Source organism: Phyllobacterium sp. SYP-B3895 (assembly GCF_009647635.1).
GTDB classification, from domain to species: domain Bacteria; phylum Pseudomonadota; class Alphaproteobacteria; order Rhizobiales; family Rhizobiaceae; genus Phyllobacterium; species Phyllobacterium pellucidum.
The window spans coordinates 1,133,760-1,149,369 of record NZ_WJIG01000001.1 but is presented as its reverse complement, the minus strand read 5'-3'; the positions used below and the strand labels follow the sequence as shown (position 1 = coordinate 1,149,369).

Sequence of the window (15,610 nt, the reverse complement as noted above, 5' to 3'; positions counted from 1 at the left end):
GGTCAGTGGCTCTTCTTCCTCCTTCGCCGCGCCAGCATGTTAAGCGCTTCGACGAGAGCCGAGAAGCCCATTGCCGCATAAATGTAGCCTTTCGGTACATGGAAACCAAACCCGTCGGCAATAAGCGTCATGCCTATCATCAGGAGGAATCCGAGGGCAAGCATGACTATAGTCGGATTGGCGGCAATGAACCGCGACAAGGGCTCGGCTGCGAGCAGCATCACAGTAACCGCCGCCAGGACCGCGATGACCATGATGGCAATCTCGTCGGTCATACCGACTGCCGTGATGATCGAATCCACCGAGAAGACGAGATCGAGCAAGAGTATCTGCACGATCGCCGCGCCCATGGAAAGAGTTACGGTCTTGCCGATGACATCTTCCTTGGCATCTTCATGATCGACCGTATGGTGAATTTCCTTCGTCGCTTTCCAGACAAGAAAGAGACCGCCGGCGATCAGGATGAGATCCCGCCAGGAAAAACCATGTCCGAAGGCTTCGAAGACGGGTTCCGTCAACTGCACGATGATCGAAATCGTAAACAGCAGCACCAGGCGCAGGATCAGCGCAGCGCTGATGCCAAGGCGACGGGCCCGGGCCTGCTGCTCTTTTGGCAATTTATTGGTCAGAATTGAAATGAAGATGAGATTGTCGATGCCGAGGACGACCTCCATTACCACAAGCGTGACAAGGGCAATGAGGCCCTCGGGCCGATAGATGAAATCGAAATGGGAAAGTAGCGCTTCCATGGGGGTCGTTCCTGTGTTGCTGTTGGCCCGGATGGTGCAAAATCAAGATAATAGATGTTCTGAAGTCTATTGGATGCGCAGGTGGTGTTGGCGCCTCGCAAGATCAACTTATTTCCAGAAGGAGGGAATCGTCTCCTCCAGGCGCGGCCCGATACGCAGCGGCGCGATTTTCTCGGCAAGGCCGGTCCTGTCCGATATTTCGACACCGACACCGCAAATCGTCGCCTTGCCGCTTGCCGCCTCGAAACGTCCTTTCGGCACTTTGGAAAGGAAGCGGTTTAGCGGTTCCTCCTTGTCCATGCCGAGGGAGGAATCGTAATCGCCGCACATGCCGGCGTCGGACATATAGGCAGTGCCGCCATTGAGAATCTGCGCATCCGCCGTCGGCACGTGGGTGTGCGTTCCGACGACGAAGCTCGCGCGGCCATCGACGAAATGGCCGAAACACTGTTTCTCGCTCGTCGCCTCGGCATGAAAGTCGAATACCGCCGCATCGGCCTGTTCGCCGAGCGGACAGGCCGCAAGGATTTCCTCGGCGATGGTAAAGGGATCATGCAGGTCCGGATGCATGAACACCCGGCCCATGATGTTGGCGACAAGGACGCGGGCGCCGTTCTTTGCGATGAAGAGCCCCGAGCCCTTGCCCGCCGTTCCGAGCGGAAAGTTGGCGGGCCGCAGGAAGCGCTCTTCGCGTGCGGCAAAGACCAGTGCCTCGCGCTGGTCCCAGACGTGATTGCCGGTGGTTACGACGTCCGCGCCGGCATTGATCGTATCGTGAAAGATTTCTTCAGTGATGCCGAAGCCGCCCGCGGCGTTCTCGCCGTTGACGATGGTGAAATCGAGCTTGAGGTCGGATATAAGGCCGGGCAACTGTTCGTACACAGCTGTTCGCCCCGACCGGCCCACCATATCACCTAGAAAAAGTAATCTCACTTACGCATCCCGGGTCGGCCGCCACCCTTGGCGAGCCGTGCATCATCGAATGGATTTATCCGTCCGATTGATACTGCGCAACCCGCTTTCCGTCAGGATGGCTTCGAGCGGCATGTCATGCGGCTCGTCCGGCACGATTTCCACCTCCTGGCAGTCGAACGCCACGCCGACGAGGCGCGGATTCAGCCCCTTGTCCTCGAGCCTGGCTATTGCCCGGTCGTAATAGCCGGCGCCATAGCCGATGCGGTGTCCACGCGCATCAAAGGCAGCGAGCGGTACCAGCATGAAGGTCGGATCAAGCACTGCGGCCTCCGCAGGCGGTCCGGCCGTGCCAAAACCAGTCTCGACCATGGGCGCGCCGCGCACGAGTTCGCGAAACAGGATCGTCTGTTTGTCGATGATGACCGGCAGGCATAGCCGTGCGCCGCGTTCACGCAAACCGAAAAGCAGCGGCCGCAAGTCGACTTCGGACCGGATCGGCCAGAATCCCGAAACGATGGCGTCGGCATCAAGAGAGAAGGAAGCGAGACCGATATCGGCAATGCGCATCGACCCTTCGATACGCGCCTCGGTTGTCAGCGCGTCGCGCCGCCCGAGTGCCTCGAGGCGAAGTTTCTTCTTCAATTCTTTGATGGGGGAGTGATGCGTCACGGCAAGGCTTTGATGGCGTGAAAAACAAAAGTGGCGTCCACACAACCGATGGAGAAGTCGATCCCGGGAACCTACAAAGTAGGTGGGCGCCGTGTGAAGAGGCCCACGGGCCTCCTCAGGGACAGCTCCCTAAGGGATCATTAAGGCCCCGGGGAATATGTCTCTCCTGTCGAGAAGCGCAGAGCGCCAAGCCGAATATAGGACGGCGCGCGCAATTGCACCAGTACCGTCGCCGGCTAATTTCAACCTCTTGCCCCGACGCGGCGCCATCCCTAATCTCGCGGGCTCACGAAAGGAATGACCATGCGCTTTGAAGGCACGGCGGCCTATGTGGCCGACAAGGATCTGATGATTGCGGTGAATGCGGCGATCGCCCTGGAGCGTCCGCTGCTCGTTAAGGGCGAACCCGGCACCGGCAAGACCGAGCTGGCGCGCCAGATCGCGGCGGCGCTCGGGCTGGATCTCATCGAGTGGAACGTCAAATCGACGACGAAAGCGCAACAGGGACTATACGAATATGACGCCGTCAGCCGCCTGCGCGATTCCCAGCTTGGCGATGCCCGTTTCAACGACATTGCCAACTATATCAAGCCCGGCAAGCTTTGGGACGCATTCACCGCGCCGAAAAAGGTCGTTCTCCTCATCGACGAGATCGACAAGGCGGACATCGAGTTTCCGAATGACCTGCTGCAGGAACTCGACCGCAACGAGTTCTTCGTCTACGAGACCGGGGAGACAATCCGCGCTGCCCATCGGCCGATCGTCGTCATCACCTCCAACAACGAAAAGGAGCTGCCGGACGCGTTCCTGCGGCGCTGCTTCTTCCACTATATCCGCTTCCCCGATGTAGAGACCCTGGCGAAGATCGTCGAGGTGCATTATCCCGGCATCAAGCAAAATCTGGTCCGCGCCGCACTGACGCAGTTCTATGAGATCCGCGACGTTCCGGGCCTGAAAAAGAAGCCGTCCACCTCCGAGGCGCTTGACTGGATCAGGCTGCTTGTCGCCGACGATATAGCGCCGGAGGATCTGCGGACCGATCCGAAGAACATGCTGCCGAAACTGCACGGCGCATTGCTGAAGAACGAACAGGATGTCCACCTTTTTGAACGGCTGGCCTTCATGGCGAGGAGACAGGGATGAGCGTCGAAATCCGCCCTTTGGCGAAATCAGACGAGGCCGAGTGGCGGCGGCTCTGGACCGGATACCTGACTTTCTACGAGACGACGGTGCCGGAAGAAGTCTACCGGACAACCTTCGAGCGGCTTACGTCAGGAAATGAGCACGAGTATCGCGGCTTCATTGCCGAACTCGATGGCAAGCCGGTTGGCCTTACCCACTATCTGTTTCACCGCCATTGCTGGAGCATTGAAAACGTCTGCTATCTTCAGGACCTTTTCGCCGATCCGGAGGTGCGAGGCAAAGGCATCGGTCGCGCCCTGATCGAGGCCGTGCACGCGCAAGCCACGAAGGCAGGGGCGCATTCGGTCTACTGGACGACCAACCAGAACAATGCGGCAGCGCGGCAGCTCTATGACCGTATCGCCAAGGTCACGCCCTTCATCAAATACGTGAAGGCGGTCTGATGTTCATCCCCTTCTTCCTTGAGCTGAAGGCGGCGCGCATTCCCGTTTCATTGCGGGAATATCTGACGCTGCTCGAAGGCATGGAAGCGGGGCTCGTCGACTATGACGTGGAAGGCTTTTACTATCTCGCCCGCTCCGCGCTCGTAAAGGACGAGCGCCACATGGACCGTTTCGATCAGGTTTTCGGCCATGTCTTCAAGGGCATCGAAGCGTTCGGCGGCGAAGACGGCATCAATATCGCCAATCTTCCCGAGGAGTGGCTGCGCAAGCTTGCGGAAAAACATCTCAGCGAGGAAGAAAAGAAACTCATTGAGGCTCTCGGCGGCTTCGACAAGCTGATGGAAACGCTGCGCCAGCGGCTCGCAGAGCAGAAGGGCCGGCACCAAGGCGGCTCGAAATGGATCGGAACCGCTGGCACCTCGCCTTTCGGCGCCTATGGCTACAACCCCGAAGGCGTGCGCATCGGCCAGGATGAGAGCCGCCACCGGCGCGCCGTCAAGGTTTGGGACAGGCGCGAGTTCAAGAATTTCGACGACAGCGTCGAACTCGGCACGCGCAATATCAAGGTGGCGCTCAAGCGCCTGCGGCGTTGGATACGCGAGGGTGCCGACGACGAACTCGACCTTTCCGGAACAATCAGGTCGACCGCCGAACATGGCTATCTTGATGTCATAACCCGTCCAGAACGGCACAACCATGTTAAATTGCTGATGTTCTTCGACGTCGGCGGCTCCATGGACGAGCACATCAAGGTCGCCGAAGAACTGTTCTCCGCAGTGCGATCGGAATTCAAGCACATGGAATATTTCTACTTCCACAACTGCCTCTATGAGGCGGTATGGAAGGACAATCGCCGCCGCCACACGCAAAGCATTCCGACCATGGACGTGATCCATAAATATGGACCGGACTACAAGGTCATCTTCGTTGGCGACGCGGCAATGGCGCCCTACGAAATCTCGCATGCGGGCGGCTCGGTCGAGCACTGGAACGAGAAGGCCGGTGCCGCCTGGCTCGGGCAGGTCCTCGACCAATGGAAGAACGCTGTCTGGCTCAATCCGACCAAGGAAAGCTATTGGGATTATACGGCCTCGACAGCCATGATCCGCACGATTTTCGCGCACCGGATGTATCCGTTGACACTGGCGGGTCTCGAAGCTGCAACCCGCGAGCTTTCACGCCGGCATTGAACCGGGGACCCCGGCCATCCCTTGCAATCCACTGGTGTTTATTGACATCCAGTTTTACCAATCGTATTAGTCAAGTCATCAGATGACTTTAGGACTTTCCCATGCAGCCCGCTGCGCGCACCAATCTTGCCGAAACGGCAGTTAATAATATCCGGGCGGAAATCACCGCCGATCGCTGGAAGGTTGGCGACCGCATTCCGAACGAGGCGACGCTTGCCGACATGCTTGGCGTCAGCCGCGGCACCGTCCGTGAAGCTGTGCGCGTCCTCGTCGCGCAAGGCTATCTCGAAACGCGTCAGGGATCGGGGACCTATGTTCTGTCCGTGATCGACACGGATGAAAGCCTACTGCGGATGCGGCGCACCGGGTTGCGCGATCAGGTCGAGACGCGCTGTGCGCTCGAGGTCGAGGCGGCAAGGCTCGCTGCGGCCCGGCACAGGCCAGAAACGATAGCGCATCTTCGGCAGCTGCTCGCCGACCGCGGCGAATATGATCCGGCCGATCATGATCGCTATGTTCAGCGCGACCTCGCCTTCCATAAGGCCGTCGTAGCTGCTTCGAACAATCTCGCCTTCGTCGAAGTCTACGAGTTTTTCTCGGCCTCGATTCAGGAAGTCATCAAGGCGACCGTGACTGGCGAACTTCCGGAACCCGACATGGCGGCGCACCTTTCGATCGTCGATGCAATTGCCTCCGGCGATCCCGACCTTGCCGCGTCGACGACACGGGCTTTCATGGCTCCCATCCTAGATGAAATTGACCGGTTGCTTGCATCATGAACCACATGCCATCCAAATCCCGCGCTGAGGCAGCCATCGGCGATCAACTGATCAACGCCGAAGCCGACAGCGTGCCGGAGCCGCGTGCGCCGCAATTTTCCAGCCGCAGCGTCGCCATTGTCACCGGCCTCAGCCTTGTGCTCATCGCATTCAATCTCCGTCCGGTGTTTTCAAGCGCATCGGCCCTTTTGCCCGAGATCATCGCGCAGACCGGATTATCGTCCTTCGGCGCAGGCGTCTTGACGACGCTCCCCGTCGTTTGCCTTGGCATCTTCGCGCCACTCGCGCCGAGACTGGCCCAGCGCATTGGCGCAGAACGCACGCTGCTCGGCGTGCTCCTGCTCCTTGCGCTCGGTACTGCTCTGCGCGGCCTGCAATCCTTGCCCTTGTTGTTCATCGGCACCGCCCTTGCCGGCGCCTGCATCGCTATCGGCAACGTCTTGCTGCCGGGACTGGTAAAGCGCGACTTTGCCAGTCGCACCGGCCTGATGACGGGTCTCTATACGATGGCGCTTTGCGCTGGAGCGGCAACCGCGGCAGGCTTCACCCTTCCGCTGCAACGCATGCTGGGCGGCTCCTGGTCGCTCGCGCTCGGCGCGTGGGCCCTACCGTCACTTGTTGTGGCGGCGATCTGGTTTCCGCATGCCTACTTCCGCAAGGTCCGTACCAAGCATGCGGGCTTCAAGGTCGAAGGATTGTGGCGCGACCGCCTCGCCTGGCAGGTCACCCTGTTCATGGGGCTGCAATCCGCGCTCGCCTATTGCATTTTCGGCTGGCTGTCGCCGATCCTGCGCGAGCGCGGCATGGATGGTGTAACAGCTGGTCTCGTCGTTTCCGTCTCGGTCATGGTCCAGGTCTTTGCCTGCCTTTTCGTGCCCTCCATCGCCGTGCGCTGCAAGGATCAGCGCGGCGTCAACCTTGCGCTCATTGCACTTGCCATCGCCGGGCTGATGGGTTTCCTCTTCGCACCGCTATCGACCGTATGGGTTTGGGCGGTCCTGCAGGGGCTTGGACAGGGTGGTCTCATCGCCATCGCCATGACGATCATCGTCCTCCGCTCGCCCGATGCTCACGTCGCCTCGCACCTTTCGGGGATGGCGCAGTGCATTGGCTACATGCTCGCCGCCGTCGGTCCGCTGCTTGTCGGCCTGATCCACAGCGTTACCGGCAGCTACGCCGCGACCGCGATCCTGTTCGTACTATTGGGCATAGGCGTAGCCTTTTTCGGCTGGGGCGCGGGCCGCGCCGCGCATGTAAAAGCACGGACTATCGCAATTTAACAAATTCGGCATAGTATGCTACCAAGGTCGGAACCAACCGTGTTCCCCGGCATTTGTTGCGTAGCCGAAGGAGTTGAGTATTGGCGCCACGTGCGAACTGGAAAGGCTATCTCAAAGTAGCGGAGCTGAGTTGCCCCGTGAGCCTTTATACCGCCGCGTCGACATCCGACCGCATCGCTTTCCACACCATAAATCGCGCCACTGGTCACCGGGTGATGCGACAGTTCATCGACAGCGACAGTGGCAAGCCGGTGGAAAAAGAGGACCAGGTCAAGGGATACGAAGTCGGCTCAAACGACTACATCGTCCTTGAGCCGGACGAGGTGGCAGCGGCCGTTCCCGAAAGCGACAAGACCCTCAATGTCGAGGCATTCGTGCCTTTGGATGAGATCGACGATCTCTACTTCGACAAGCCCTATTATTTGACGCCTGGCGATAAACATGGCCAGGAGGCGTTCGCGCTCATCCGCGAAGGTCTGAAAGCCAGGAAAGTTGCTGCTTTTGCGCAGACCGTCCTCTTTCGCCGCGTGCGCACGCTGCTGATACGGCCGGACGATGCCGGGCTGCTCGCGACGACATTGCAATTCAATTACGCGGTGCGCTCCGCCAAGGAGGCATTCGACGACGTGCCCGAGATGAAGATCAAGGGTGAAATGCTCGAACTTGCCAAGCACATTATCGACACCAAGCACGGCACGTTCGATCCCTCGAAATATACGGACCGTTACGAATCCGCGTTGGCGGAACTCGTCAAGGCCAAGCTCGAGGGCAAGGCAATCCCGGTTCGCAAACCCCAGAAGTCGGAGAAGGTTGTCGATCTCATGCAGGCACTGCGCGAAAGCGCGGGCATGACGGCAAAGAAGGCCGCACCAAAGAAGGCGGCGGGTACCAAGGCAAAGGCCGAACCTGCAAGGCGCAAAGCAAGCTGAATCTGGGACTGATCGATGGTTGCGCTCGAAACCTACCGGAAGAAACGCAATTTCAAGACCACGCCCGAACCCAAGGGCCGCAAGGCGGCCAGTGCCGGCAACAGCTTCGTTATTCAGAAACACGACGCCACACGGCTTCACTACGATTTCCGCCTGGAGATGGACGGTGTTCTCAAGAGCTGGGCGGTGACGCGCGGTCCGAGCCTCGTTCCCGGCGAGAAGCGACTTGCCGTTCATGTCGAGGATCATCCGCTCGAATATGGCGACTTCGAAGGCACCATCCCCAAGGGCGAGTACGGCGGCGGCACGGTCATCGTCTGGGATAGCGGCACCTGGACACCCGTATTTGACGAGCATCGGGGCTATGCGAAGGGGCACCTCGAATTCGAACTTCATGGCAAGAAACTCTCGGGCCGCTGGCATCTTGTCCGCATGCAGGGCCGCCCGCGCGAAAAGCGCGAGAACTGGCTCTTGATCAAGGGCGAGGACGACGCCGCGCGCGCGCCGGGCGATCCAGACATTCTTGCGGAAAAGCCGGAATCGGTGAAGACTGGGCGGGAAATTGGCGACGTCGCCGGCGAGGCTCCGGGATGGTCCTCCAAGACCGGCAAGATCGACAAGAATGCCCCGAAGGCCCGGGCCGCAAGGAAAGCATCTGCGCCAGCGGTCGAGGTGAGTACGCCTGATCCCTCGACTATCAAAGGCGCGAAGAAGGCGAAACTCCCTGCTTTCGTCGAACCCGCCCTGGCGTCGCTTTCAACCAAGCCGCCATCGGGGGAACGCTGGGTTCACGAGATCAAGTTCGACGGCTACCGGCTGCAGGCGCGGATCGAGGCTGGCCGGGTGAAGCTTCTCACCCGTACGGGGCTCGATTGGACCAAGAAATTCGGTAAGGAAGTCATCGCCGCGCTGCAGGAGCTTGCGGTCGGCACCGCCTTGATCGATGGCGAACTCGTCGTCGAAGCTTCCGCCGGAGCTTCCGACTTTTCCGCACTGCAGGCGGATCTCAGCAGCGACCGCACCGATCGATTTATCTTTTACGTCTTCGATCTTCTCTATCTCGACGGTTACGACCTTCAGGCTCTGCCTTTGCTCGAACGCAAGGCGGTGCTGCAGAAGATCGCCGGCGGCAGTACCGGCATGGTGCGGTTCAGCGACCATTTCGAAGGCAACGGCCAGAACATACTCTCCCATGCCTGCCGGCTCAGCCTTGAAGGCATTGTTTCGAAACTGCGCGACGCGCCCTATCGCTCTGGCAGGGCCAAGAGCTGGATCAAGGCGAAATGCTCGCAAAGGCAGGAGTTCGTCATCGCCGGCTATGTCCCTTCGACGACATCGCGCAAGGCAATCGGCTCACTCGTGATGGGCGTTTACAATGGCAACAATCTCGAACATGTCGGGCGTGTCGGCACCGGCTACAGCACGGCCGTCGCCGAGGATCTTTTTCGCCGCCTTGAGCGCATCCGTCAGCCGGAAAGCCCGTTTGCCGCGCGTCTTGCCGCCGATGCGGCGCGTCAGGTGCGCTACGTCAAGCCGCAACTCGTCGCCGACGTCGAGTTCCGCACCTGGACGGCCGACAACAATCTGCGTCACGCCGCGTTCCGCGGCTTGCGCGAGGACAAGCCGGCGCAAGAGGTTGTCCGGGAGACGCCCAAAGTGAATGGACAGGCAAAACCGCAGAGGTCCACCGTGAAACTCACGCATCCCGATCGCATCTACTGGCCCGACCAGGGCGTAACCAAGCAGGGACTGGCGGATTATTATACCGAGGTCTGGCCCTATATCTCGCCCTTCATCGTCGGGCGGCCGCTGGCGCTGCTGCGCAGCCCGGAAGGCATCACCGGCCAATCCTTCTTCCAGAAGCACGCGTGGAAAGGGCTCAATCCGAACATCGTCCTGGTGAACGACCCGATGGACAATGATGAGGAGCCTCTGATCAGCATCAAGGATCTGGACGGGCTGATCAGCCTCGTGCAGGCCGCCGTGCTCGAAATCCACCCCTGGGGCTCGACCGTGAAGGATTGGGAACGTCCGGACATGATCATCATGGATCTCGATCCCGGCGATGGCGTTCCGTGGGAGCAGGTCATAAGGGCGGCAGAGGAAACGCGCGAGCGGCTGGAACAGGCTGGCCTGAAGGCGTTCCTGAAGACCTCCGGCGGCAAGGGCCTCCATGTCGTCTCGCCCCTCAAGCCGAAAGCGGCATGGCCCGAGGTCAAGGCGTTTACCAAGGCGATTGCAGATTCGATGGCTGCCGACAGCCCCGGACTTTACGTCTCTACCATCACCAAGGCAAAACGCACCGGCAAGGTCCTCATCGACTACCTGCGCAACCAGCGCGGCGCAACGGCGGTCGCACCCTATTCGACGCGGGCACGAGCGGGCGCGGCCGTATCGATGCCGCTGGAATGGAGCGAGCTCACCCCGGGAATCGGACCGGCCTACTTCACCGTCCTCAACACACCGACGCGCATCGCCTCCTACAAGGCCGACCCCTGGGCCGATTTCCGCGCAGCTGCGGCGCCGATAGAAAAGCCGAAGGGAACGCGCGCGAAGAAGGCCTAGAAAGCGGTTCTAGTCGATTTCTTCGGCAATAAAGCCAGCTGTCTGGCGTTTCCACAGGCGGGCAAACAAGCCGTCAGTCGCCACGAGTTCGTCGGGCCTTCCCTCTTCGACGATGCGCCCCTGATCGAGCACGACTATTCGGTCCATCATGGCAATCGTCGAAAGGCGATGCGCAATGGCAATCACCGTCTTCCCATCCATCACGAGATTGAGCTTTTCCTGGATTGCGGCCTCGGACTCGCTGTCGAGCGCGGAAGTTGCCTCGTCCAGGATCAGAATGGGGGCATTTTTCAGGAGAACGCGCGCGATGGCCACGCGCTGGCGTTGGCCTCCGGAGAGCTTGATGCCGCGGTCGCCGACGAAGGCGTCGTAGCCCTTGCGGCCCTCGCTATCGGAGAGATCGGCGATGAAGCCATCGGCACTCGCCATCTTCGTCACCCTCTCGATCTCGTGCTGGGCCGCATCCGGCCGGCCATAGCGGATATTGTCGCCGACCGAACGATGCAGCAGCGCGACATCCTGGGCGATGACGCCGATGCTCTGACGCAGGCTGGACTGCGTTACGCTGCGGATGTCCTGGCCGTCGATCGATATCGCGCCATCCTTGATGTCGTAGAAACGCAGGAGCAGGTTTGCGAGCGTCGTCTTGCCGGCGCCAGAGAGACCAACGAGGCCGACCTTTTCGCCCGGGCGGATCGTCAGCGACAGACCGTCAATGACGGGTTTGCCCGACGTGTACGCGAAGCGGACGTTCTCGAATCGGATCTCGCCCCGGTCCACGACAAGCTCGGCCGCGTCCGGCCGATCGGTGATTGTCGGCGGTGTCGTCATGACCGGCATGGCGTCCTTGATCGTGCCGATCGCCTGGAAGATCTGCTGGCCCATCTGCAGGAAGGTGAATGTGTGACCGGAGAAGCGACTGAGAACGTAGACGGCGGCCGTGAACTCGCCGATCGTGACGAAGCCGTCAACGAGGCCGGTAAAGCCGATCCACAGGATCGCCAGCCAGTGCATCATGTTGAGGATGACGACGATGACCTCAGCCGTGCGGTAGATCCGCTGTTCGCTCTGCTGCGCCTTGATCGCCTTGCCGATTATGCCTCTGATGGCACCGGCCTCGCTGTCTTCAGCGGCGAATTGCTTGACCATCTGCATATTGGCGTAAAGATCGGTGATGGCGCCGGAAATCAGGCTGCGACGCCGCGCGGAGCGCCGTGAGCGCTCGGTAAAGACGGGCGCCAGCCTGACGGCGAGCAATACGTTTAGCGTGATCCAAATTATGGACGGCAGCGCGAGCTGCCAGGAGAGCGCGCTCAGAAGAACAACGGATCCGACCATCTGCATGATGAATCGCGGAATTGACTGGAAGGCGGAAATGACCTGCTGCTGCACGGCTGACGCCACCTGCTGCAGGCGCGAAGCGACTTGGCCGGCATAGAGATCGTGGAAGAAGGCAAGGTCCTGCCGCTCGACCGCCCTGTGGCCCTGCCATTGAATGGCGGCCGGCATGCCGATCCCAAGCGTGTGCGAGTTCAGCGTATTGACGAAAAAAGACGCGATCGGGATGACGGGGAAAAGCATCAGGCCGAGGAAGATCAGCAGCATTCGGTCGTTGTGCAGGAAAGCGACAGCGCCCTGCTGTGTGACGCCATCGACGATGACAGAGAGGCCCCAGACGATCGTCAGGTTCATGGCCTCGATCGCCATGGTGCAGACGGCGAGCGTGATCAAGATGCCGCGAAACATCAGGACGAAGTGAAGAAGAACTGCCACTGGCCCCTTGGACGGCAGCGGCCTGTAGGGGATATCGAGTGGCCGGATCAAATTCTCGAAGGGACGGTAGATTGCATCTGAAATTGACATGGCTCGATCGGACACCAGCTGAGAAGGAGGGCGAAAACCTGAACCGCCGAATCGAGTGCCGTTCGGCCATAGTCTCAATCTATATCAGGGGCTTGGAGTTCCCCTATATTACGTCCGACATAGCTGTGCCGCCATTCAGTTCGATCGTCCCGACAGACCCTTGAACAATCTGCTGATCAGCGAAGATGAACTTCGGACAGGAGCAGGATAATAATCACCAGTCTGTGGATCGTAACAGTCGATGTCGTGGCGGTGCGCTGTTTCAACGATAAAGGCCAAAGCCTCCTGCAATCCATCCCAGGTGAGGTGGAGCGACATGAAGTCGTCGGAGATCGTCGACTTTATCGGGCTGAACGTCCATATCGTAGCTCCCCCCTGAGGAGAGATATCCGGATATCGCTTAAGAAGAGCATCCGCAAACGCTTCAAGGCTCGGAGCGGCCTTTTCGGTGCTTTCGGTTTTAGCATCCATCCATTCGTCAAAATTCGGATCACTAGGCGTCATGCCGGCGCTGGCAGCCCAACAATAAAAATCTGCTGACATATCAAATTTGCCTTCTTTACCCACGGCGTCAGCGATGGACGCCCAAATTGCTGATTGAAATTATTCATTTTAAAATTCGAAACCGTTCGTAGATAACAACAGAAATCGATCTTGCCTACCGTTTCTTCGTCGGCTTGCTGTCGCTCGCTATACTCTTGCGCAGCGCATCCATGATGTTGATGACGTTGCTGGGCGCCTCTTCCGTTTCCGCGGCCTTGGCCTTTGCCGGACGCTTCTTGCCCTTTTTCTTGGCCGCGATGATTTCGAGCAGACGGTCCTGCACCGGATCTTCGGCCATCTTCGGATCCCACGATTTGGTGCGCTCCTCGATGAGTGTCTGCACCAGTTTCATCAGTTCAGGATCGGTCTTGCCGGTCGGAATATCGCCGAAATAGGCGTCGCCGTCGCGAACCTCGTCGCCATAGCGGAGCGTCCACAGCACGATGCCGCGGCCCCGCGGCTCTATCATGACCGCCCGCTCGCGGCGATACATGACAAGGCGGGAAATTCCGACCCTTCCTGTCGCCACCATCCCTTCGCGGATGACGGCAAAGGCTTCTTCGCCGACGGGATCATCCGGCGTCAGGTAATGCGGCTTGTCGTACCAAATCCATTCGATGCTTTCGCGCGGCACGAACATCTCGATGTCGATTGTGCGCGTGCTTTCGAGCGCGACAGCATCGATCTCGTCATCCTCGAGCACCACATATTCGTCCTCGCCGCGCTGATAGCCTTTGACCTGATCGTCCTCGTCGATAGCCTTGCCGCTGACGGAATCGACATATTGGCTGACCACGCGGTTGCCCGTCTTCCGGTTCAATGTATGAAACCGCACTTTTTCCTGATCGGTCGTGGCCGGAACCATCGCCACGGGACAGGTCACGAGAGACAGTTTCAGATAGCCTTTCCAAAAAGAACGAGGAGCCATGTCAACCTTTCCTTGCCGTCCAGCACGAAAGCTGCAAACAGCCGAATCGTTCCGGCGTGATAATTATGGCAGTTTCGCCGCCAAAACCTCAAGCTTGTTGATTTGAGGTGGACTGGCGAAAAGTTCATCCGCCCGCGCCATCAAAGCTGCAGCAACCTTGCCGGAAAGATGGGCATTCCGCGCGCTTTCATCCGGAAAAGCATCGAAGATCGCAAAGTTGCTCTTCCCGATCCGAATGCCGAACCAGGCGACGGTTCCCGCTTCTTCGTTCACGAGCGGCAAGGCGGATTTGAGAAAGGCCGCGACCTCTTCCTCCTTGCCGGGCTTTGCTTCGAGCGGAACATAGAGAGCAAGTTTCGTCATGGTCATTCCTCCCTTGACTGCGATGCGCGCCACTCGGCGCTGGAACAGTCTCGCCGCAATCACGTTTCTCGGCAATAGACATGTGGAGACGACGGTGAAGCGCGGATATGAAGATTATGCAGAAGAGCTTGGCCTGAAACTGGTCGATCCGGCAGATTTTACGTTAATTCGCACACCCTTTAAGGAGGGCTTCCGCTATAAACGGATCGACGGCAAGCCGCTTTCTCCCAAGGACGAGGCCCGTATCGTTGCACTCGTCATCCCGCCGGCCTGGACCGAAGTCCGTTGCTGCGGTAGCGCCAAGGGCCACATACAGGCTGTCGGGCAGGACGTACTCGGGCGCCGGCAATACATCTATCATCCGAAATGGGAGAACGTGCGCAACAGCATGAAGACCAACCGTTTGCTTGCCTTCGGCAAGGCCTTGCCGCGCATCCGCAAACGGGTATTGCGGGACATGCGCAGCAAGCCGACATCCGGAAAACCCCTCGCTGCCCTTGCCATCAAGCTGATCGACCAGAAGGCGTTTCGTGCCGGTCACGAAAAATATGCCAAGGATGGCGGCCGTGGTATCGCTTCGCTTAAAAGTACCGATCTCAAGATCGACGGCAATATTGCAAGCTTTGTTTTTGCCGGCAAATCCAAGAAAACCAATGAGATAACGATCAAGGATCCGTCTGCGGTCAAGCGCCTGAGGCTGTTGAAGCGTCGGGGACGGCTGTTCCAGTACAAGGACGAGAATCGCTGGCGAAAGCTTCATGCCGGCAAGCTTAACGAATATCTGCGCGAGATTTCGGGTTCAAAGGTTAGCGCCAAGGACTTTCGCACCTTCCACGGTTCCGCACGAGCGCTGGCCTTCCTGGCCGGTATCGAGGCGCAAAGTGAATCGGCGCGCAAGCGTGCTGTGGCGGCGGCGATGCGCCATGTCAGCGAATTTCTGCGCAACACCCCGGCCGTTACAAGGTCGAGCTACGTGCACCCGTTGATAATCGAAAGTTTCAACGCTGGAGAACTTGGCGGGGCCTTGCTGCGATCGCCGCATCGAAAGGGTTTGAGCGGCCCCGAGACCGGCCTGATGCGGCTCCTCGAAGGCGAACGCTAGATGCCGGATAGGTGTTCAAGGGCGTTTGAGAAATTTGGAACCGCAGGGTGCGATTCCGCATTGCGGTAAGTGGGCCGCGGGAAAGAGGAATTAGATTCGATTTGCTGGCGCTCGGAAAATGCGCTTAGCTCACATCATGCCCAGCGGGA

General features: G+C 59.3%; 15 protein-coding genes and 1 other RNA gene. 8 read left to right on the top strand and 8 right to left on the bottom strand.

Features of this window, described 5'->3' with window-relative positions; all coding sequences use genetic code 11:
- Nucleotides 1-2 precede the first annotated feature (2 nt).
- The 4 genes from GF108_RS05555 to ssrS form a co-directional block, all read right to left on the bottom strand.
- A complete protein-coding gene (locus GF108_RS05555) occupies nucleotides 3-749 on the bottom strand; it encodes a TerC family protein (RefSeq protein WP_153667147.1) in 747 nt (248 codons plus the stop codon).
- A gap of 108 nt (nucleotides 750-857) precedes the next feature.
- Nucleotides 858-1,682 carry a TIGR00282 family metallophosphoesterase gene (locus GF108_RS05550; RefSeq protein ID WP_091921125.1) on the bottom strand — a complete coding sequence of 275 codons (825 nt, stop codon included), beginning with the start codon at nucleotides 1,680-1,682 and terminating at the stop codon, nucleotides 858-860.
- A 42-nt stretch (nucleotides 1,683-1,724) separates the two neighbouring features.
- Nucleotides 1,725-2,306 carry a 5-formyltetrahydrofolate cyclo-ligase gene (locus tag GF108_RS05545; protein ID WP_246663839.1) on the bottom strand — a complete coding sequence of 194 codons (582 nt, stop codon included), beginning with the start codon at nucleotides 2,304-2,306 and terminating at the stop codon, nucleotides 1,725-1,727.
- A 58-nt stretch (nucleotides 2,307-2,364) separates the two neighbouring features.
- A non-coding RNA gene (gene ssrS / locus GF108_RS05540) (6S RNA) lies at nucleotides 2,365-2,521 on the bottom strand.
- 115 nt (nucleotides 2,522-2,636) lie between these two features.
- Between ssrS and GF108_RS05535 the strand changes: the two genes are divergently transcribed.
- The 7 genes from GF108_RS05535 (at nucleotide 2,637) to ligD (ending at nucleotide 10,662) form a co-directional block, all read left to right on the top strand.
- Nucleotides 2,637-3,476 (top strand): MoxR family ATPase, encoded by an 840-nt coding sequence (locus GF108_RS05535; protein WP_027231238.1) that lies wholly within the window; start codon nucleotides 2,637-2,639, stop codon nucleotides 3,474-3,476.
- Nucleotides 3,473-3,919: a GNAT family N-acetyltransferase gene (locus GF108_RS05530; RefSeq protein ID WP_153667145.1), complete on the top strand. Its 447-nt coding sequence runs from the start codon at nucleotides 3,473-3,475 to the stop codon at nucleotides 3,917-3,919. The genes GF108_RS05535 and GF108_RS05530 overlap by 4 nt, the downstream gene beginning before the upstream one ends.
- Nucleotides 3,919-5,109 carry a VWA domain-containing protein gene (locus GF108_RS05525; protein ID WP_153667144.1) on the top strand — a complete coding sequence of 397 codons (1,191 nt, stop codon included), beginning with the start codon at nucleotides 3,919-3,921 and terminating at the stop codon, nucleotides 5,107-5,109. Before GF108_RS05530 ends, GF108_RS05525 begins: the two co-directional genes overlap by 1 nt.
- Nucleotides 5,110-5,210: 101 nt before the next feature.
- Nucleotides 5,211-5,888, top strand: coding sequence for a FadR/GntR family transcriptional regulator (locus tag GF108_RS05520; RefSeq protein WP_153667143.1), 678 nt, complete (start codon nucleotides 5,211-5,213; stop codon nucleotides 5,886-5,888).
- Nucleotides 5,885-7,168, top strand: coding sequence for an MFS transporter (locus GF108_RS05515; protein ID WP_153667142.1), 1,284 nt, complete (start codon nucleotides 5,885-5,887; stop codon nucleotides 7,166-7,168). Before GF108_RS05520 ends, GF108_RS05515 begins: the two co-directional genes overlap by 4 nt.
- Before the next feature lie 80 nt (nucleotides 7,169-7,248).
- Nucleotides 7,249-8,097 carry a Ku protein gene (locus tag GF108_RS05510; protein WP_091948062.1) on the top strand — a complete coding sequence of 283 codons (849 nt, stop codon included), beginning with the start codon at nucleotides 7,249-7,251 and terminating at the stop codon, nucleotides 8,095-8,097.
- 15 nt (nucleotides 8,098-8,112) lie between these two features.
- Complete coding sequence (gene ligD / locus GF108_RS05505) at nucleotides 8,113-10,662, top strand: DNA ligase D (protein WP_153667141.1); 2,550 nt, start codon at nucleotides 8,113-8,115, stop codon at nucleotides 10,660-10,662.
- Between the two features lie 9 nt (nucleotides 10,663-10,671).
- Here the strand turns inward: ligD and GF108_RS05500 are convergent, their stop codons facing one another.
- From GF108_RS05500 to GF108_RS05485, 4 genes are all read right to left on the bottom strand, one after another.
- The gene (locus tag GF108_RS05500; RefSeq protein ID WP_153667140.1) at nucleotides 10,672-12,525 is read right to left on the bottom strand and encodes an ABC transporter ATP-binding protein; all 1,854 of its coding nucleotides are present in this window, start codon (nucleotides 12,523-12,525) and stop codon (nucleotides 10,672-10,674) included.
- Nucleotides 12,526-12,660: 135 nt separating this feature from the next.
- Nucleotides 12,661-13,068, bottom strand: coding sequence for a hypothetical protein (locus GF108_RS05495; RefSeq protein ID WP_153667139.1), 408 nt, complete (start codon nucleotides 13,066-13,068; stop codon nucleotides 12,661-12,663).
- Between the two features lie 115 nt (nucleotides 13,069-13,183).
- Nucleotides 13,184-13,996 carry a Ku protein gene (locus GF108_RS05490; RefSeq protein WP_027231229.1) on the bottom strand — a complete coding sequence of 271 codons (813 nt, stop codon included), beginning with the start codon at nucleotides 13,994-13,996 and terminating at the stop codon, nucleotides 13,184-13,186.
- Nucleotides 13,997-14,059: 63 nt separating this feature from the next.
- Nucleotides 14,060-14,359 (bottom strand): putative quinol monooxygenase, encoded by a 300-nt coding sequence (locus GF108_RS05485; RefSeq protein WP_091948051.1) that lies wholly within the window; start codon nucleotides 14,357-14,359, stop codon nucleotides 14,060-14,062.
- On the opposite strand from GF108_RS05485, the gene GF108_RS05480 reads away from it, so the two are divergent.
- Nucleotides 14,358-15,461: a DNA topoisomerase IB gene (locus tag GF108_RS05480; RefSeq protein WP_153667138.1), complete on the top strand. Its 1,104-nt coding sequence runs from the start codon at nucleotides 14,358-14,360 to the stop codon at nucleotides 15,459-15,461. The two genes, GF108_RS05485 and GF108_RS05480, sit on opposite strands and share 2 nt — an antisense overlap.
- The last annotated feature ends 149 nt before the right edge of the window (nucleotides 15,462-15,610 follow it).